This is a genomic window from Sphingopyxis sp., assembly GCF_041916015.1.
Lineage (GTDB): Bacteria > Pseudomonadota > Alphaproteobacteria > Sphingomonadales > Sphingomonadaceae > Sphingopyxis.
The window spans coordinates 1-19,003 of the sequence record NZ_JAYSAH010000044.1; the positions used below are offsets into that span (position 1 = coordinate 1).

Sequence of the window (19,003 nt, forward strand, 5' to 3'; positions counted from 1 at the left end):
CGCCATGCGTCGATCAATCTTCGAGCGCGACATTCTTCCGGCGTTTCGCAACCGGCTGCTGCCGGAGATCCTGCCGGAGGATCTGCGCGGGCTGTGTGCGAAGGTGAAGGAGCGTGGAGCTCCGGCAACGGCGGTCCACGTCAGGGACATCGTGAAGCTGGTCTTCGCCTTCGCCATCCTGCATGGCGAGAAGGTCGCTAACCCGGCCGACGAAGTTGGCCCGGCGTCGATCGCGACCTTCGTGCCGAAGGACCGATCCCTGTCTCCGGCGGAGATCCGCATCATGCTCAGCCAGATCGAGCATGTGGCGACGCTGCCGACGATCCGGCTCGGGATAAAGCTGATCCTGCTGTCGATGGTACGAAAGAGCGAATTGCAGGACGCGGTTTGGGATGAGGTCGATTTCGAGAACGCCGTCTGGTCGATTCCCAAGGAGCGGATGAAGCGCTCGAAAGCGCACAACGTTTATCTGTCTCAGCAGATGCTCGACATCTTCATCGCTCTCAAGACCTGCGCCGGCAATTCCAAATACGTCCTGCCGTCGCGCTATGACGCCGACGCGCCCATGTCGCGGGCGACGTTCAATCGGATCACGACGGCGGTGGTGGAGCGGGCCAAGAAGGAAGGGCTGCCGCTGGAGTCCTTTACGGTTCACGATCTCCGGCGCACCGGCTCGACCCTGCTGAACGAGTTGGGCTTCAACAGCGACTGGATCGAGAAGTGTCTGGCGCATGAGGACGGGCGATCCTCACGGGGCATCTACAACAAGGCGGAATACGAGCATCAGCGCCGGCATATGATGCAGGAATGGTCCAACCTGGTGGACGCCTGGGTTGCCGGCCAAAAATACACGCCGACCCTCTATCCGCCGACGATGGACCTGCTTACGCCCGAGCCGGATGTTTGATGGGGCGGGTCTTGCGGAGCTGGACGTCCGGAATGGGCGCACGCTTCACCGCCTTGGCGCGTGAAGCTCGGCGCCGTTCTTCCAACCAGGCTTCGACCTCGGTTAGATCCCAGACCACGCAGCGGGACGTGAGATAGAAGCGCTGGGGAAATTCGCCGCGCTGTTCCATGTCATAGATCGTGGTGTCGGCGAGAGGGACCATTTCCCGGAGTTGATGCCGCCGGATGGTGCGCTTCATGATGGGCTCGACTTGCTGCCTCATGCCAAATTCCTTCGGTCGCCTCTCTAAGCGGATAGAAGGCGATAGATGATGCTGAATGGAAGCTCGAATATCCGGGCGTAGCAGCGCGTCGTATCGTGGCGTGCAAATCGGACAAGCCCGAGGAGCACGGCGACAGCATCTCTTCCTGGCAGTCGTCCAGCAACCGTCCCTGAATGCGGCTCCTGCTATCGTGGCGTCCTACGATACCGTCCCTTCCGCCGCGATCCGATATAGCTGATGAGGTCCGCTGCTTTGAGGATGGCGATGTCCCGGCGCGCAGTTTTCAGGCTCACCGTCCAGGCCGCCACGATATCGTTGGCGCCGCACCGGCCGTCCGCGACTCGGTCCAGGAACCAGCGTTGTCGCTCGTTGAGTTCCGCCCGATCAGGGACATTTATAGGGTCGCGTTCAGGGACACGATCAGGGTCATTAAGTTGCGCGCCTGTTGCTGGCCTTCCGCCAGCGGCTTCGCCGGCCTCATAGGCTTCCCGGGCTCTTGCGAGCGAAATGCGATCCACCGGATCTGTCAGCGGGGTTGCCGCAGGTCCTTCGATCAGGCCGAGAACGAAGGCCCTGATGACCGGCGACGAAACCACGAGACGGAGGAAATAGACCGTATCCGGCCCGTGTTGCCCTGAGAGCCAATGCTTGACGGTCCTCTCACTCGCCTCGGTCTGGCGCATGAGCTGCTTGATCGCGCGATGGCTGTCGCCATGCTCCTTGCGCAGCAGCTCCGCGATGGTCTGCGCGTAGATTTCTCGCCCCGCGAGGACGCCCGTCCATAGGGGTAATTTCCTGCCCTTTTTCGGCAACATCTTCCGTTTTCTCCGCAGTTACACTGGTTTCAGTGCGGAGTGACGGCTGAGGCCCGTCATGCGCTGCGGCGGTAGGTCGCCCGGACCGCCGCAGTCGATTTCAGGAGGGCGTGATGTGACGAGCCGGAGACTTCACGACGACGATCGGTCCGGGCAGCCTGAACGCCCTCTTCGGGCTGCCGAATACGTCCGCATGTCGACGGACCATCAAAAATATTCGACCGAAAACCAATCCGACGCGATCAAGCAATATGCCGAAGCTCGTGGGATAGAGATCGTCCGGACCTATGCGGACGCGGGAAAGAGCGGCCTGAAGATTGAGGGGCGCGATGCGCTCAGGCAGCTCATCGAGGACGTGCAGTCCGGAAGCACTGATTTCACATTGGTGCTCGTCTATGACGTCAGCCGTTGGGGCCGTTTTCAGGATGCCGACGAGAGCGCCTATTACGAATATATCTGCCGACGCGCCGGCATCGCCGTGGAGTATTGCGCCGAGCAATTCGACAACGATGGCAGCCCGATCTCCACCATCGTCAAAGGCGTCAAGCGCGCGATGGCCGGCGAATACAGCCGTGAACTCTCAACCAAGGTGTTCGCGGGTCAGGGCCGGCTGATCGAGAAGGGCTATCGTCAGGGTGGGCCGGCAGGATTCGGCCTGCGACGGACCCTGATCGACGAGCATGGCGCCACCAAGGGCCTCCTCGAACGGGGTGAGCAAAAGAGCATCCAGACCGATCGGGTGATCCTAACGCTTGGCCCGGCGGAAGAAGTCGATCTGGTGCGCGGCATCTACCGGGCCTTCGTCCATCAGGGATACAGCGAGCGGGAAATTGCGGCTGATCTCAATGAACGGGGCATTCCGACCGATCTCGGACGCCCCTGGACCAGGGGGACCGTCCACCAGATTCTGATCAATGAGAAATATGTCGGCGACAACGTATGGAATCGCCGGTCCTTCAAGCTGAAGAAAAAGCGCGTCCAGAACGATCCGGAGATGTGGATCAGGGCGCAGGATGCTTTCGCGGCCGTCGTCGAGCGCGAACTGTTCGAGGCGGCAAGGACCATCATCGGCGCGCGCTCCTTTCGTTTGAGCGACGAGGAGATGCTGCAATCTCTGAGGAAGCTGTACCAACAAAGGGGTTTGCTATCCGGCATCGTCATCGACGAATGCGATGGGATGCCATCCAGCAGCGCCTACAGCTCCCGCTTTGGCAGCTTACTTCGCGCCTACAGCCTCGTAGGTTTTACGCCGGATCGCGATTACCGCTACGTCGAAATCAACCGCGAGCTGCGTAAGCTCCATCCCGGCATTCTCCGAGAGGTGCTCGACGGGTTGCAGGCTACGGGCAGCGCTGCCTGGCAGGATCTTGAGACCGACCGGGTGATCGTCAACGGCGAGTTCAGCCTTTCCGTGGTGGTGGCCCGGTGCATCGAGACGCCAACCGGGCTTTTGCGCTGGCAGTTGCGCTTCGATACCTCGCTCGCGCCCGACATCACGATCGTCGTTCGGATGGACAGCGCCAATCGCGCGCCGCTCGATTACTACCTGTTCCCGCGCATCGACATGCTCTCCGAAAAGCTGCGGCTGGGAGAGGACAATGCGCTCGGGCTCGATGCCTACCGCTTCGACGGCCTCGACCTTCTCTACGACATCGCTACGCCCATTCCTCTTGCGGAGGCTGCCTGATGCCTGCCGTTCGACCGAACCGGATCGAAATGATCCCCATCTCCCGGATCACGGTTCTGAACCCACGCGCGCGAAACAAGCGCCAGCATCGGGAGATCGTGAACAACATCGAGGCCATCGGCCTCAAGCGGCCGATCACGGTGAGCCGCCGTGATGGGGCTGGCGGCCCAAGATATGATCTGGTCTGCGGTGAAGGCCGGCTGGAAGCCTTCCAGATGCTGGGCCAGACCGAGATTCCGGCCGTGGTGATCGAGGCCAGCGAGAGCGAATGCCTCGTGATGAGCCTGGTCGAGAATATCGCACGACGCACGCCGCGCCCCATCGACCTTATGCGTGAAATCGGTGCTCTACGGGCCCGCGGCTATAGCGATGCGACCATCGCCGAGAAGATCGGCGTCGGGGCATCTTGGGTAAACATGATTGCTTCGCTCCTTGAGCGCGGCGAGGAGCGGCTGGTGGCCGCGGTCGAAACCGGACTCATTCCGATCACCTTGGCGATGGAGATTTCCAAGGCCGAGACGGAAGAGGCGCAGAATCTGCTTCTCGACGCCTATGAGACCGGGAAACTCAGGGGCAAGAAGCTCGCCGCCGTCCGCCGCCTGCTCGACATGCGTATGCGGAGTCAGCGCAAGGGAGGATTGCCTGTCGGACGTTTGGGCCGGAAGACGAGCAGTCGACGAATGACGGCCGCCGATCTCATGCAGGTCTATCAACGCGAAGCCGAAAAGCAGCGTCTCCTCGTCAAGAAGTCGGATTTCACCCAGATCCGGCTGCTGTTCGTTGTCGAGGCGCTGAAGGATCTGCTCGCCAATGATGGCTTCATCAATCTGCTGAGGGCGGAGGGGTTGGCGACCATGCCGCGGGCGCTCAAAGCCCGCGTATCGGGCGACGAACATGGCTGATGAACCGAAAGACCGGGAGGACGGTCGTATTCACCTCGCCTTCGACCGGGATTTTCTGACGATTCCCGTCGCGGCGATCATTCCGCTCAAGGCGTTGCCGGATGGCGCCCGGGCGAGCCGGTCCTATTCGCAGGTGCTGAGCTCGATCAAGGCGATCGGCCTGATCGAAGCGCCCGTCGTCATGGCGGACGCAAAGAACGCCGGAACCTGGTTCCTTCTGGACGGCCATCTGCGGCTGGAGGCACTGAAAGAACTCGGCATCGCCGAGGTTGAATGCCTGCTTGCCGCTGACGACGACACCTATACCTATAACAAGCGCGTCAACCGCATCCCTCCGATCCAGGAACATCGGATGATCGCGCGCGCGATGGATCGGGGCGTGTCATCCGCCGACATCGCTGCCGCCCTGAACCTTCAGGTCGAGTCCGTGCTGCGGCGTTTCCGGCTTCTGGAGGGGATCAGCCCGGAGGCCGCAGAGATGCTGAAGGACACGCCTTGCTCGATGAAGGTGTTCGACATTCTGCGTCAAATGACGGCGGTCAGGCAGATCGAAGCCGCCGATCTGATGATCGGTCAGAACAATTTCACGGTCATGTTTGCCCGCGCTCTGCGCGCAGCCACCTCCGAGAACCAGCTCGCTACGACCAAGAAGGGCAAGGGCGCCGGGAAGCCGACGCCTTCGGGTCAACAGATTGCCCGTATGGAGCGCGAGCTGGCGACGCTTCAAACTCAGGTGAAATCGGTCGAGGAAACCTACGGTATCGACAACCTGCATCTGACCGTTGCGCGCGGATACATCGCTAAGCTCCTCGCTAACAACCGAGTGGTTCGCTGGCTGGCCACCTACCAGCAGGACTATCTCAGCGAGTTTCAGAAGATCGCCGAGATCGACACGCTCGGCCCGGCGGCAGAACCGCCGGCGGTCTGAACGGAGAATGGGGACCCGGACCCGATAAGCGCGGGGACCATGGGAGAAGCCGCACTATGGGGCGGATCAAGCATGGTGGTGGGAATGGCGGCGAACCCGCATGAGGCCCACCAGGCTGGCCGTCATATGGTCCAGCCGCATGAGGGGTGGTTTGCCTCGCATGAACTGAAGGCAGGCGGGCGTGTCGGGAGCGCCAACCGGCACGCCCGCCATTTGGGCAAGGTGCGGTGAGGTCATCACGCTGACCTGTCGGAAACCTCGGGCTCGAGCCGAATTTGCAGGTCGGCAAGCAGGTTGGAGTCCATGCCATCGCCGGCCAGAGTTTGCAGGTAGTCGAGCAGATCGTCCTGTCGTGGTTGCCCGAAGGCCAGACGATAGACCGTTAGGCTGCGTTTGAGCCAAGCGAGTCGCGTGCCTTCCCGACTGAACGGCAGCATCGGCACGCGCCGTTCGACGCGCACGGAACCTTCGTAGATCCAGTAGGGGATGAGATCGGTGTCGACCGACGCCTCCGAGCGCGCACGCTCGAACATGAGCTTCCATGGATCGTCAGGGGCCTGTCCACGGCCCCTGACGACGGCAGCCTGGCGCTCCGCCAGGTTGAGGCGCACGGCATGGCCCTTGAAGCGGTGGACGCGGCCTTCGCGCTGTTCGAGGTCCACTGGGTTGCCCGGCAGGTTCCAGTGATAGACGCGGTAGCAATAGGGATGGAAATCCAGCCCTTCCTGGCCGACCGACGTGGTGGCGAGAACGAACGGCCGGAACGGTGAGTTGAACGCATCGCGCACGCCTCCGAGCCGTGAGACGGCGCCGTCTTCGTTCTTGTAGTCCGCGAGCCGCATCGCGAAGCGTCCGCGCATCTGGAATTTGCTGATGGCGAGGGCCTCTCCATCGACATGCACGTCATCGACGTCGATCTGTGACGGGCGGATGGCCAGGGCCTGGGCCATGGCGCGGGCGACACCGATTGCGCGCTCCTCGGCCGGACGGACGCCAAGACCTTCGGCGTCGACGAGGTAGTGGGCGTATTCGTCCAGGACGGCCTGGAGATTGTAATGCGCGCAATAGACCAGCACGCGGCGCCAGTAGTGATCGTCGGTATCCCGCCGCAGCAGGGCGACCGCGTCGTGCTGATTGAACAGCGTGCGGAACGACCAGGCGACTTCGGCGGCGGCGCTGAGCATGCGCGGGTCGTCCCAAGCCAGCTCGGGCGCGATCCGTTTGAGAGCGCGAAGCGCGCAGATGGCCGGACTGCCGAGCGCGACGTCAACCAGCAGGTCCGATAGATCAGCGGACGGAGCGCCAATGTCGCGGGTCTTCACCGCTGCCGCTAGTTCGGCGACATGATCCTGGAAGGCGTCTTCGCTCGCCAGGGCGCGCATGCCTTGGGGCGTCTCCAGCCAGGCGCGAGAGCGCGCGCCCAGCAGGTCATCGATCACGGCGGGGGCGGCCCACTCGGCGCTGTTTGCGTCCTGATGCGATACCGCTCCCTCCTGCAAAGCACCGAGCGCAGGCTTGAGGCGGTCACCTATAGCGGCGCGCATTCCCTCCAGTGACAAGGCGGTCTCGGTTTCGCTGAACACTCCCAGCGGATCGGCGAGTTCGGCTAAGGCCGGCGAAGGATAGATCAGCAGCAGCGCGCGCAGACCCGCGAGCCGACCGTGATCCTGCCGAAACTGCAAGGGGCGCAGGCGATGCTGCTCGAAATAGCGTCGGCCGGATTCGCCGACGCCCATGCGCCGTTCGGCTTCGTAGGACAGGAGGGCTGCGACCGCGTCGGGCACCATGGACCAGGACGAAAATATCAGCGCCTTGGTCAGCGGCGCCCCGGATCTCGGGTCGCCGTAGTAGGGCATAGCGGCAGGCAGCCAGAGATTTTGTTCGAGGTGCTGGCCGAAGATGTCGTCCATGATCGCGCGCATGCGGCCATTGGCCGGGTCCAGCGGCGCGTAGGCGTCGATGGCGTCGTGATCGAGCATGGCCGGTCGAGCCGCCTGGATTGCGGTGCGGAGCGCGCCCGAAGGAGCGTTGGCCTGGTCTTCCAGCAGCCGTTTCAGGCTGTAGTGGCGCATGAAGTTGAGCAGGTAGGGCGAGGATTTCCAGTATTCGATGATCTCGGGGGCATCGAGCGTGCGCGCCACCTGGGAAACGGCCGATGCCTGCGCGAGGTCGGCGGGCGCGACCGAGACTGTAACGGCGGGCTCGCTCATCATGGAGTCGCGCTCGACCGTGGACGCGACCCGTTCGGTTCGCGCGATCACCCGGCGCAGGCGCCGTTCGATGGTCTGGCGCGTCTCGACCGCTGAGGCGTGTGACTGCGGCAAGGCATGCAGGAGACTGCGGAAGGTGCGCATTTCGCGCGCCAGCGTGGCCGTCACCTCCGGCCCTTTTTCCCGGCCGTAGAGGAAGCTCAGTGTCTCAAGGAAGTCCTGATAGTGATCGCCTTCGTCGGGCTCGTCGCCGGCGAGCGTGAGCATTCGATAGGGCGTGGCGGAGAGCAGCAGGGTGCGGGCGGCGTGCCCGTCGCCTCCTGAATAGTCGAACAGTTCGCGCGCGAGGATTGCCGCGTCGCTGTCGCCGTGCAGCAGATCCCGAAACCGCTGGAACTCGTCCATGATGATGAGGTCGGGTTGCAGCGCGTCGACGCAGGCATGGGACAGTTTGGCGCGGAGTCGGGCGACCAGGCTATTGCGGGGCTGCGTCATCTCCGGGGGATAGGTGTCCCGGCGGCGCGGGAAGAGTTCGCAAACCCGTTCTAGTTCCTCGAAGAGGTCGCGATCCGCCTGCACGTCGCGGCGGAAGCGCTCGATGATGCGCTTGTCGACGCCTTCGAGGTTGAGATTGTCCACGGCGCGGTTCCAGCCGTCGACGCCGGCTGTGACCTGCAACAGGTTGTGCAGGCCCCGCGGGCGCGTCACGAGATCGCGCAGAAGATGGCACAGCAGGGCGCGTTCCTGGGTCACGCCCGTCGCGGAGCGCAGATCGAAGGTCGTGCCCGGCGTCAGGCTGATGAAGTTCACCTTGTTGGCGTCGAGGCCCACCTGGTCGCGCAGTTGCAGGGGAACGAGGGTCATGCGGGTTGGCAGGGCCAGCTCGCGCCGCCCAAGGACGTTCAAGCGGTTGAGGTTCTGGGCGGCGATCGCCTGGTTCGAGCAGATGTAGAGGATGTCGATCCGTTTGGTGGTGTCCCACAGGTGCTCGATCATGCGGGCGATGACCCCGCGCGCCACCATCGTCTTACCGAGGCCGACTTCGTCGGCGACCAGGAACTGGCGGACTGGATCGTCTTGGCCGTAGAGCCGATCGAAGACATAATCGACGGTGCGCCGCTGAAATGCCTTGAGAGGAGCGAGCGCCGCATCGGCGCGGAACCGTTTATTCGGCATGCGCGGCATCCTGCGTGGCGAGCGCAATTCGGAATGTGTTCCAGAGCGCGCGGAACTCGGCCGGAATCGGATCGGTATCGGCGCCATCGCCGGTTTCCAGGCGCGCGATCAGCCGTTCGATAGCGCGGAGCTGGTCGCCGCCCCGGCAGAAGGCCCGAACCATCTCCTCGAGGATTGGCGCGTCGTCGCTTGCCGCGCGCCAGGCGCCCTGACCCGCCCCGTCCTGCGCCGCAAGGGCGGCTGCGAAGGGGTCGCCCAATTCGGAGAGGAGCAGCCGGAGATAGCGAAAGAAGGCGTCCTTGCTGTCGATCACCCAGCGCAGGATGGCGGCGTGACGCTCCGCGGGCAGTCCCTCCAACATGAGCCCGGTGCTGAACAGGATCGAGACGTCTTCCGTCTCGTCCGTCAGGTGACAAGCGAGGAAGCGCGTGAGATCGACCAAGGGCATCGCGCCAAGGGCGGCGGGCTGTCCTTGCCGAAGCGGCTCCAGCACATCGCGCGCATGGCCTTCGCCCCGCGTGATTGGCCAAACACGCAAGGCGCCGACTCCGGCAAGCGAAAGCGGTTCGGACGGGACCAGCCAGACCCGCCAGACTGGCGCGCCATCGGCGGCGGGCTCGCCACGCTCACAACAGAGCTTGAGGCCGCTGCGGCAAATCTCGCGCCGGGCTTGGTCCAAACGCGCCTCGGCGGCTCGTTGCGCGGCATCGGCGGCGCTCGTCTCGTCCCGGACAAACGGCCGCGTCAGCCGGCCGAATCCTTTGTCGCCAAGGATTTCCTCGACGCTTCCGACCCGCGACCGCTTGCCGGTCAGGGTCGTGAAGATCTCGACATTGCTGCCGGTCAGCAGCGCCGGCCGGGTGGCGTTTCCTGAGCCGACCGTGATCGCGGTGTCCCAGCCGCGCTCGGCAATGAATGCCTTGGCGTGGAGCCCTTGCAGGGCCGCCGCGTCCTCCTCCTCGCCATCTTCCGTGGCAGCCATCTCGTCGAGCACGGCGACGCGGGCAAAGCCATCCAGCGTGGCGCCGGGCACCTGGGCGATTTCGTCGGATCGCCCGATGAAAATGGGCTTTTCGGCGCTGGCTAGGCCAGCGAGCATCGACAGGGTCTGATCGTCGCAGAACGGTGACACCACGCCCAGCCGAGCGCAGGATTCCGGGCGCCATGGCTTGCCGCCGAGGCCGTTGACCGCGAAGGAGACGCTCTGGAACGGCTCGGGCAGGCTCCATTCGGCGCGCCGCATGTCTTCGGCCAGTTCATCGACGAGGGTCTTCGTTCCATCGGGAGCGCCGACGGTCGCGAGGTCGGGGAGCTGGCGAAGGAAGTCGGCGACCGGGCGGTTGATGGCTTTGGGCTGTTTGGTGATCACGCCGTCGAGGGTGGCGGCAATATCCCAGGAGCGGTCGCGCGTCAGGTTTCGGGAGAGGATGAGCAGGCGCAGGCGCGCCGGGTCTTCGGGCCGCAGCGGCGTGAAGCGTAGCGCCCACATCTTGGGATGGAAGGCCCCGCCTTGAGGGGCGGCGACCTCGACGATGATGCGTTCGAGCAACGAGCAAAGGCGGGAATGCGGCCGCGCGCTCGCCTGGATATGGCCGGCGTCGGTAAAGACGACGAGGCGACCGGCGATGCGCTCGGCCCCTTCCAGCAGCGCCAGAGGGTGAGAGAGAATGTCGTCGCGGTTCTCGGCGGCGAAGAGCGCCAGACTGACCGGCACGGCGAGCGTGGTCTCGAAGTCGAGCGAGAAGGTCGTAGCGACCGCCGCGTCGAAGACGTAGCCCGCCGGTGGCTGAAGATTGGCGCCGTAGAGCGTTCGCTGTTCGGGATCGAGGCTGCGCCTATTCAGCATGGGCGAGGTCCCGCAGGTGGGATTTGGCTTGCGCCCAGCGGAAGCTGAGGCGGTCGGCGCCCGATGCGCCGGTCCAGCGGTCGCGGACAGCGTGATTGGCGTAGCGGGACTGACTGGTCTTGAGCCGGCGTTCTCGCTCCTCGACGAGCTGCCGCGCCGTGGGCGCTGAGAGCACCTGCTCCGTCCCGGCAAGAACCAGCTCACGCCACTCGGTCACGAAGCGCTTGGCGGCCGGTCGGACGGCGTGCGCCGGGTGCTCCACGACGCTCCAGAAATCATCGAGCGACCACGCGCGGACGGCGCCGGCATCGAGCTCGTCGCTCCAGGCATCAAGCCGACCGCGATAGTCGTCGATCCAGTCGTCGCGCTGGCGCAGTTCACTGAGCGCGAGGTTGTAGAGCAGCGCTGCGCCGTGCATCACATGGGAGAAGATTTCCCCATGCTGGACGAGGCGGCGCGCGGCAGGTGGAAACGCCGACAGATGGGGATGCGTCCAGATATAGTCGCAGTCCGCGTCGATGCCTTCGCGCGCGAGCATCGTGAGCAGCGCGGTGGGCTGGCTGGCGACCAGGCGGTCGATCAGGAATTGCGCCTCGTCCGCGGTCAGGCGGAAGATGGCGCGTTCGAGCAGGTCGCCGGGCATCTGCGGCAAGGCCGGATTCCAGACGGCGGGCACCTGCGCGCCGGCCAGGGCGTCTTCGCCGCCGGATGCGCCGCGCGAACGGCCACGGCCCCGTAAGGTGACGAACAAGCTGTCGAGCGAGCCGGGAAAGACCCGGATGCCCCACGCGCCGAGCCCGGCCCAATAGACGGAACTCGGCAGTCGTTGGAGCCGCGGTCCCGCATCGCGGCCGATAATGCCGGTGGACTCGCCACCGGCTTTCAAGGCGTCGGCAAGCCGGATTTCGGTGTCGCGCGCCTCGGCGCGGAGCTGCGCCTCGGGGACTTCGCGTTTCTCCAGCGCCCGATAGAGCCAGGGGATGAACAGCATGTATCGCAGGCGCGTCTGGATCGTGCTCGTGCCCGGAAAGAGGTGATCGGCGATGGAATCGCGGATCGCCCCCAGCCCCAGTTCGTCGCGGGTCTCGCGCTCCTGAAAGAGCGCCATGATGCGTTGCGCACGCTGCCGCTCAGCTTCATCGAAATCGATCCAGGCAAGAGACGACATGGGCTCAGGCTGCCTCACTCTCGGTCGGCTTCGTCGGCAGGACGGGAATGACGGAGCCGGAGGTCATCAGCACGATCAGTCCGCGCTCGGCGCCGGTCATGTCGAGATAGGCTCGCACCTGCGCGCGATAGTGATCGAGTGTCCCCAGTGCCGGCGTCACATCGCTCTTCCAGTCCACAACGACGGCGGGGCGGCCCTCGGTCGTAAGGGTCAGGGCGTCGGCGATCCCGGCCGTTGCGGTTTCCACGCCGTCGGCCGCCTGTGCGGCATAGACGGGAAATTCGGCCAGAAGACCCGGCCGCAGGGCTGCGATGTCGGGCAGGGCCAGGGTCCGGGCGACACAGGCCGCCAGTTCCTGAGCCGACAGCCCCGTCGCCGGGTCGGCGACCGAAGACCGGCCGAGGGCGCGGATGAGGTCCGCCGCCCGTTCGGTCAGGGCGGCTTCCGCCTCTAGGGTTTCGCCGGTCAGCACCTCTTCCATCAATTTGTGGAGGATCAGCCCGCGTTCCCGGCCGCCCTGCACGAAAGCGGCTGCTTCCAGCTCGGGAGGCTGGTCGTCGGCTGATCCCGTCCAGAGCGCGGCTTCTTCTTCCCGCAGCACAGTCCCTGCGGCGTTTTCGTCGCGGCTGGGCGCAAGCCAGGTCAGCCGCGTCTGCGCGGCGGCGATGGTTTCGGCTTCGGCGGCGAAGCTCGCGCGCGTCTGGGTGTTGCCCACACCCGCTCCAGTGGCCGTGAGGCCAGCAGGCAGGTGGGAGACGTCCAAGCCGGGCAGTTCGGCGAGCGACAGATCGACGAGACCGATCCAGGCGGATTTCGAGGGCGTGGTGTCGAGCCGGGGGAGGACGAGGAGTTCGCGGGCGCGGGTGGCCGCGACGTACCAGAGGCGGATACGTTCGCGATCCAGTTCGTCCTTTTCCGCCTCACGCGCCGTCTCATATCCCTCAGGCGGGATGCCCAGGACCGGGCAGAAGAAGGTTTCCGTCTGGCGGTCGACGACCGCGTTATCGGGCGCCATGACACCAGTCATGGTGTTGACTGGAATGACGATCGGCCATTCCAACCCCTTGGCCGCGTGCATGGTGAAGAGCGCGACCGCTTCCTCCTGCGCATCGGGTCGGCCCTCGACGGCGCGCGCCTCGTCGGACCACGCCGCTGTCATCGCCTCGGCGAAGGCGCGCAGGCCGCGCACGGCGTAGCCGGTCGACAGGCTGAGATAGAGATCGATATTGGCGAGCGCGCGCTCGGCTTGGCCGCGATGGCGCTCGAGGAGGAGCGGGCGGACGCGCATCACGTCCACGGCATGCGAGAGCAGCTCATGCGGGGTCGTGCTGTTACCGCGCCGGGAGAGCGATTGCAGCCGCTCGAAGACCTCGCGAGCTAGCGGGTGCGCGATGACAGCGGGGTCGATGCTGAGATCAAGGCGCGGAATCCGATCCGGCCGTTCCTCTGAGCGCGGCAGCCCCCAGATGATGTCCAGAAGCTCTTCCTCGGTGAGGCCGACCAGAGGCCCGCGCAGCAGCGCGCCGAGCGCGAGCGTGTCGCGGCGATCGGCCAGGACGCGGGTCAGGGCGATGAGATCCTGGATTTCCTGGCGGCGGAACAGCCCCTTGCCGGCCTGGGTCGCCACGGGGATTCCGCGGCGCTCAAGGGCCTCCTCGTAGCGCCACAGCTCCGCGCCGGTCGGCGCCAGCAAGGCGATGTCGCCCGGCTGGCAGGGACGTTCCGAGCCGCTGCGACGGTCGACGATGGGGTGACTTTCGATCAGCCGCGCGCACAGCTCGGCGATGGCGTCGGCTTCGGCGTCACGCTGCCGCTCGGCGCTGGCCTTGCCGTTTTCGTCGGCCACGGCGATGTCGAGGGCCGCCACGCACAGGCCGCCCCGGTCATCATGAAACGGGTCGAGAGCGGTGAAGCCCGGCTGCCCATCGGCCGAGAGCACGGCCTCGAAGCGCTCGTTGACGAAGGTGAGGATCGAGGCGCAGGAGCGGAAATTGGTGGAGATCGACAGGAGGCTGTCGGGGTCCTGGGCGCGGAAGGCGTCGCGCGCCTGCACATAGGCGCCGACATCGGCGCCCCGGAAGCGATAGATCGCCTGCTTGGGGTCGCCGACCAGGAAGAGCGCGCCCGGCCGGATTTGGAACCGAGTCCAGTCGTCATCGCCATCGACCGGCTCGCCGCAGAGTCGCCAGAAGATTTCGGTTTGCAGGGGATCGGTGTCCTGGAACTCGTCGACGAGGACATGGGCGAAACGCTGCCCCAGTGCTCGGCGCACGGCATCGTGGTCGCGCAGCAAATCGCGCGCGGCGAAAATCAGATCGTCGAAATCGAGCTGGGCGCTGGCGCGCTTGTGGTCGCGATAGCGTTGCAGGATCGGACGCGCTTCGTCGATCAGCGCCGCCAGGGCATGGCCGGCGGCCGCTTGCACGAGCGCGACCCAGGCGTCGCAGCAAGCGGTGTAATGGGTTTCCGCGGCGTCATTCAGCCGATCACCGTCAGCCTTGGAAAGACCAGCCTCCTTGGCCGCGGCGGCCCATTTGCCCTTCTTGCGGTAGGAGGCGAAGGCGCCGGCCTTGGTGCAAAGGTCCGGGTGGGGACGCGCGGTCAGTGGGCGAACGAGGCCCGCCGGCGTCGCGGGATCGGGACCGTTCGCCGCGGCCGTCGCCATTTCGGCTAGGCGCTCGACGATCGTCACCGTTTCGGGTTCGGCCGCCGCCGCGCCATCCATGAAGCCCGCGAAATTCGCGGCGGCCTGCCGGAACGCCGTCAGGCACCCGTCGAGCGGGGAGACGGGCGGGGCCGCGAGCGTGGGGCGGCGGCGCAGATTCTCGGCGATCTTATGGATGAGCGCCACGGTCTCGCTGGGGCTGTGCAGCACCATCTCGGCCAAGATGCCGCCCTGGCCGCCGGACAGGCGTTCGCGCAGCCAGCCATCGACGATCTCAAGGAAAGTGAGATCGGCGTGGTTGCGGTCCATAACGCCGGCGCCGGGATCGATGTCGGCTTCCGCCGGATAGGGCTTGATCAGGCGCTGGCAGAAGCCGTGGATGGTCGAGCAGGTGATTTCGTCGATCGCAGCGCTGGCGGCGGCGAGATTGTCACGATGGGTCTGGGTGAGCCCATCGGGCAGCGCCACGCGCAGTTCGGTCGCAATCGTGCCGACCGAGAGGTCGGCGACGAACTCGCGCACACGGGACAGCAACTCGCTCGCGGCGAGTTCGGTGAAGGTGACGGCGGCGATGGAACGCGGCGCGACGCCTTCGGCCAGCATGGCGGCAATGCGGCCGGCCATGACGGCGGTCTTGCCCGAACCCGCGCCGGCCTCGACCAGGATCGAGCGATCGTGGAGGCTGATTGCATCGCGGCGGGCGCCGTCGTCATTCAGCACCTTGGACATGCTGCTCATCATTCCGCCTCCCAGACCTGAGCGACTTCGCCCAGCCGCTCCGTCGCGGCCGGCATTTTGCGTTTGCAATAGGTGGCACTGGCATTGGCAGGCAGAGCGAAGGCGAGGTCGTCATAATCGCCGCCGGTATCCGGACCAGGCAGGGCCGCGCCGCTTGCGAGGCTCATCCTTGCCGCGCGGAGATAGCCCGTGATCTCCGCGAGCACGGCCTCGGGATCGTCGAGCTGAAGATCGACGGGCTCGCGCGGGTAGAGCAGCGAGGCGCTGATGGCGACGTCGTCGCCGAGGAGCGCCTTCACCGCGAAGGCATAGAGGCAGCGTTGAAGCTCGCGTCCGCCGTTCAGCCGGATCTCGCCCCGCGGCGGTCGGCCGGTCTTGTAGTCGCGCACGAGCGCGCGCTTACCGTCGCCCGAGATGTCGAGCCGGTCGATATAGCCGGCGATGCTGAAGCCCGTGTCGGGAATCGTGACCGGCGTGCTCGCATCCCAAGGCGTCTCGGCGTCGGATTTCGGCTCCAAGCCGCCGAACGGCACTTCGCCAAAGGCGCGCGCGCCGGGCAGGATCTCATCGCCATAAGAAAGGGCGCGCCCCGCCATCACGCGGGCATCGTCGAGGGTGCGCCCCCAGATGACGGACGGCGGAACCGGGCGCTCGCTCTCCCAATCGCCGGCGACGGCTTGCGCGGCCCGAGCCACCGCCGCCTCGATGCTCTTCGTGTCGGCGGAAGCAAGGCCGCCGCCGGTTTCGAGGTCGCGCAAGGCGCGGTCGAGAACCATGTGGACGAGATCGCCGATCCCGAGCGCGTCGAGGACGAGCGGTTCGGCGCTACTCTGCGGTTCACGCCATCCGAACGCATAGACCCACACGAAGCTGAGCGGATTGCGCAGCAGGCGGCGCAACGAGCTGGCCGACTGGGTGCGGCCGAGGATGGCGAGCACGAGCGGGTGATCCGCCCGCACGAGCCCGTCATGGGGAGTGATCTCGGCCCGCCGCCAGTCGCGCCAGCAGCCCTGCGCGCCGACCGCTTGCGGATCGGCCGCGAACTCCTGGGGCCGGGCCATGAGGCGGTCGGTCTCGCTGAAAGCGTGCGCCGGCGTCGCGTTGCGGCGTAGATAGGTTTCGTCGCCCCGCCCTGCGAGCAGGGGGCTGCGTCCCAGAAGACGCCCGTCGCTGTCGCGTCGGGCGCGCGAGAGAACGACGGTATCGGCCGTCGTGGCGATGATCGTCTCGAAATCGCGGCGGTCGGCGAGATTGACCGGCAGCGGATCGAGCATCGGGGTCGGGATGATATGGTCCGGGATCAGCCGGTCCTCGGCGATCCCACGCGGCCAGCGCGAGGAATTGAGCCCGAGGAGCCGCACGAAACGGCGGGGCGACGCGGCGAGTGCGCTGGCTGGCATCCAGGCGGCGCAGACGCACGCCTCCAGTCCGTCGTCCTGCTTCAGGGTTTCCAGCGTCGCATCGATCGAGGCGGCAGGGCCGGCGAGCAGTGCCTTGCGCCAGATTGCGAGCGCGCGGCCCTTAAGGAAGGCTTCTCCGATCTCGCTGGCGGCGTCCGATCCTTTCGCCAGAGTGTCGACCGCTGTGCGGAGCGCGGGAACATGGTCGGCACCGTCGGGCCAATCTTCCGGCGTCAACCGGGCCAGCAGACGGTTCCATGCGCCCGGTGTCGAAAGCGGTGCATCGGTCGGCAGGATCCGCAGCCAGCCTTCGGGCAGGGTCTCGAAAGGCCCGCTATCCCGGCAGAACGCCGCGAGGCGCCGCAGCCGCGACTGCGACAGGCCCTGGACCACGATGTCGGCCAGTGCGGCGGCCGCTTGGCCCTCGCGGGTGGTGACAGTGCGGACGCCGTGGATGAAGCGCAGGTCGATATTGGCGTCGGCGCGCAGGGCCAGGAAATGATCGTCATAGTCGGCGGGCGAGGCGGTCGCGATGGCGATGTCCGAGGGCGAGACGCCCGAGGCGAGCAGGCTTCGCGCCCAGCGCATCGCCTCGATAGCCTCATGATAGGCCGTCGCTGCGCTGACCGCGCTGATCCCCGGCTCTTGCGCCGGTGCGCGTGTGACCGTGACGCTGGTGCCGTCCAGCCATGCGGGAACGCTCCTCGGGCCGGCCGTCCATTGCACGGGGATATGTGCGGTGAGGGCCTTGAGCAGCGGTCTCCAGCAGGGCGAGAGTTCGGTGAGGCCAGCGATCTCCATCGGACCGAGGACCGCCGGCGCATGACCGATGCGGGCGGTCGCGGCTGCCACGATGTCGAGGGGCCGCATCATGCCGAACGGAAGCTGGTCGAGGACGGCTGCTTCCAGGCGCGCGATGGCGCCGAGACGCGGATGATCGGCCGCGTGTGCGGCCAGATCGATGCCCGCACGCCAGGCTTTGTGGAGTGTGTCAGCCGCCGCGTTGATCATGCCGGGAAGAGCCTTGATGCTCTCCAAACCGTCCATCGGCGTTGTGGGCAGGACCGCCTGGATGGCCGCGCGCAGGCTCTCGTCGTCGATAGGGCGGGCGAAGCCGCCGGCCAGACGGACGGCGGCCTGTTCGAAGGACATGATCTGGAGGCCGTGACGACCGTCGCGGCCCGCCGCCAGCCGGCTCTCCCGCATAGCGAGGCGGCCGTGAACGACCAGGGTGGATCGACTCGCGATGATCATGGCCGCTCTCCTTCCAGGCACTACTTGTTGTTGAGCCGCTGGGTCGGCGCCGATGCGGCTACCATCTTCGCGACTTGCTGCCGTTGGGGTTGCGCAGCGCCATTGGCGGCGGCGGCGCCGGCCGCCTGCTCGCTGGTGATCTCAATTTTTGAGCTGCGTTTCCGCATGTCTTGCCCCACCCCAAAGCTATCCAGTCAATCGCCATTGACGGATCGCCCCCGATGGGAATAATAACTAAACGGATCGCGCCGATATGTCCATATAGTTTTTATCCCCATCGACGCGCGGAGGCAAGAAAGCAATGCCAGAGGCCGCTGCGGCATTGAAATGGGGCGTCGAGCGCCGGCTCGAATTCATCGAGTTCCGTCTTTACTGGGAAGGCGGCTTGAATCGTTCGGACATCATCGAAGCGTTCGACGTGTCCGTGCCACAGGCGTCGAAAGATTTGACGCTGTATCAGGAACGCGCGCCACAGAACGCCATCTACGACAAGAGCGCTAAGCGCTATATCGCGAGCAATGAGTTCCAGCCCTGCTTTCTAAAACCAGATGCCGGACAGTACCTCAACCAGCTTCGCTCCGTCGCCGAAGGTATCCTGGCCCCCTCCGAATCCTGGATTGCTCATTCTCCTCCTTATGCTGGACCGCCTGTACCGGCCCGCGGCGTCAACAACGATACGCTGCGAACGATGCTTGCAGCGATCCGGCAGAACCAAGCGGTCGAGATCAAATATCAATCGCTCTCCAGTGATGATCCGCGGTGGAGATGGATCGCCCCGCATGCAATCGGCTTCGATGGATTTCGGTGGCACACCCGCGCCTTTTGTGAGGTCAGCAGGTCGTTCAAGGACTTTTTGCTGTCGCGGATCATAGAGGTCAGATCAACTTGCCCGAGCGAGGTGTCGCCCGAGGATGATGCCGACTGGAACGAGCTTATCACGCTGGAAATAGGGCCACATCCAGAGCTTTCCGAAAGTCAAAAACGAATCATCGCCCTCGATTACGGCATGCGAGGGGGGCGTGCTCAAATTCAAGTTCGAAAGGCG

13 protein-coding genes are annotated in these 19,003 nt (G+C 65.5%); 5 read left to right on the forward strand and 8 right to left on the reverse strand.

Translation table 11 applies throughout. From position 1 onward, the window contains the following. On the forward strand, positions 1 to 907 hold a 907-nt coding region (locus tag ACE3SL_RS06085; protein WP_374524863.1), incomplete at its 5' end, for a tyrosine-type recombinase/integrase. On the opposite strand, the gene ACE3SL_RS06090 is transcribed toward ACE3SL_RS06085, so the two are convergent. Next, positions 885 to 1,169, reverse strand: a complete 285-nt coding sequence (locus ACE3SL_RS06090) for an AlpA family transcriptional regulator (RefSeq protein WP_064332319.1) — start codon at positions 1,167 to 1,169, stop codon at positions 885 to 887. The two genes, ACE3SL_RS06085 and ACE3SL_RS06090, sit on opposite strands and share 23 nt — an antisense overlap. 185 nt (positions 1,170 to 1,354) lie before the next feature. Next, a complete protein-coding gene (locus ACE3SL_RS06095) occupies positions 1,355 to 1,984 on the reverse strand; it encodes a hypothetical protein (RefSeq protein ID WP_374524864.1) in 630 nt (209 codons plus the stop codon). A gap of 115 nt (positions 1,985 to 2,099) precedes the next feature. Here ACE3SL_RS06095 and ACE3SL_RS06100 point away from each other — a divergent pair, with 115 nt between their 5' ends. From ACE3SL_RS06100 to ACE3SL_RS06110, 3 genes are read left to right on the forward strand one after another with little or no spacing between them, the layout of a single operon-like run. Continuing rightward, the gene (locus ACE3SL_RS06100) at positions 2,100 to 3,671 is read left to right on the forward strand and encodes a recombinase family protein (protein ID WP_081435401.1); all 1,572 of its coding nucleotides are present in this window, start codon (positions 2,100 to 2,102) and stop codon (positions 3,669 to 3,671) included. Then, positions 3,671 to 4,573 carry a plasmid partitioning protein RepB C-terminal domain-containing protein gene (locus ACE3SL_RS06105; protein ID WP_374524865.1) on the forward strand — a complete coding sequence of 301 codons (903 nt, stop codon included), beginning with the start codon at positions 3,671 to 3,673 and terminating at the stop codon, positions 4,571 to 4,573. The genes ACE3SL_RS06100 and ACE3SL_RS06105 overlap by 1 nt, the downstream gene beginning before the upstream one ends. Further along, complete coding sequence (locus tag ACE3SL_RS06110) at positions 4,566 to 5,501, forward strand: plasmid partitioning protein RepB C-terminal domain-containing protein (RefSeq protein ID WP_374524866.1); 936 nt, start codon at positions 4,566 to 4,568, stop codon at positions 5,499 to 5,501. Before ACE3SL_RS06105 ends, ACE3SL_RS06110 begins: the two co-directional genes overlap by 8 nt. Before the next feature lie 236 nt (positions 5,502 to 5,737). Here ACE3SL_RS06110 and ACE3SL_RS06115 read toward each other — a convergent pair whose 3' ends face one another. From ACE3SL_RS06115 to ACE3SL_RS06140, 6 genes are read right to left on the reverse strand one after another with little or no spacing between them, the layout of a single operon-like run. Continuing rightward, complete coding sequence (locus ACE3SL_RS06115) at positions 5,738 to 8,887, reverse strand: helicase-related protein (protein ID WP_374524867.1); 3,150 nt, start codon at positions 8,885 to 8,887, stop codon at positions 5,738 to 5,740. Beyond that, complete coding sequence (locus tag ACE3SL_RS06120) at positions 8,877 to 10,733, reverse strand: phospholipase D family protein (RefSeq protein WP_374524868.1); 1,857 nt, start codon at positions 10,731 to 10,733, stop codon at positions 8,877 to 8,879. The genes ACE3SL_RS06115 and ACE3SL_RS06120 overlap by 11 nt, the downstream gene beginning before the upstream one ends. Beyond that, positions 10,723 to 11,901: a DUF6361 family protein gene (locus tag ACE3SL_RS06125; RefSeq protein WP_374524869.1), complete on the reverse strand. Its 1,179-nt coding sequence runs from the start codon at positions 11,899 to 11,901 to the stop codon at positions 10,723 to 10,725. Before ACE3SL_RS06125 ends, ACE3SL_RS06120 begins: the two co-directional genes overlap by 11 nt. 4 nt (positions 11,902 to 11,905) lie before the next feature. Further along, entirely contained in the window at positions 11,906 to 15,295 is a 3,390-nt protein-coding gene (locus ACE3SL_RS06130) for a UvrD-helicase domain-containing protein (RefSeq protein WP_374524870.1), read from the reverse strand. Between the two features lie 8 nt (positions 15,296 to 15,303). After that, entirely contained in the window at positions 15,304 to 17,958 is a 2,655-nt protein-coding gene (locus tag ACE3SL_RS06135; protein ID WP_374524871.1) for a PD-(D/E)XK nuclease family protein, read from the reverse strand. A gap of 20 nt (positions 17,959 to 17,978) precedes the next feature. After that, positions 17,979 to 18,125 (reverse strand): hypothetical protein, encoded by a 147-nt coding sequence (locus tag ACE3SL_RS06140; RefSeq protein ID WP_374524872.1) that lies wholly within the window; start codon positions 18,123 to 18,125, stop codon positions 17,979 to 17,981. Positions 18,126 to 18,259: 134 nt separating this feature from the next. Between ACE3SL_RS06140 and ACE3SL_RS06145 the strand changes: the two genes are divergently transcribed. After that, positions 18,260 to 19,003, forward strand: a 744-nt coding sequence (locus tag ACE3SL_RS06145; RefSeq protein WP_374524873.1) for a helix-turn-helix transcriptional regulator, incomplete at its 3' end; no start/stop codon positions are given.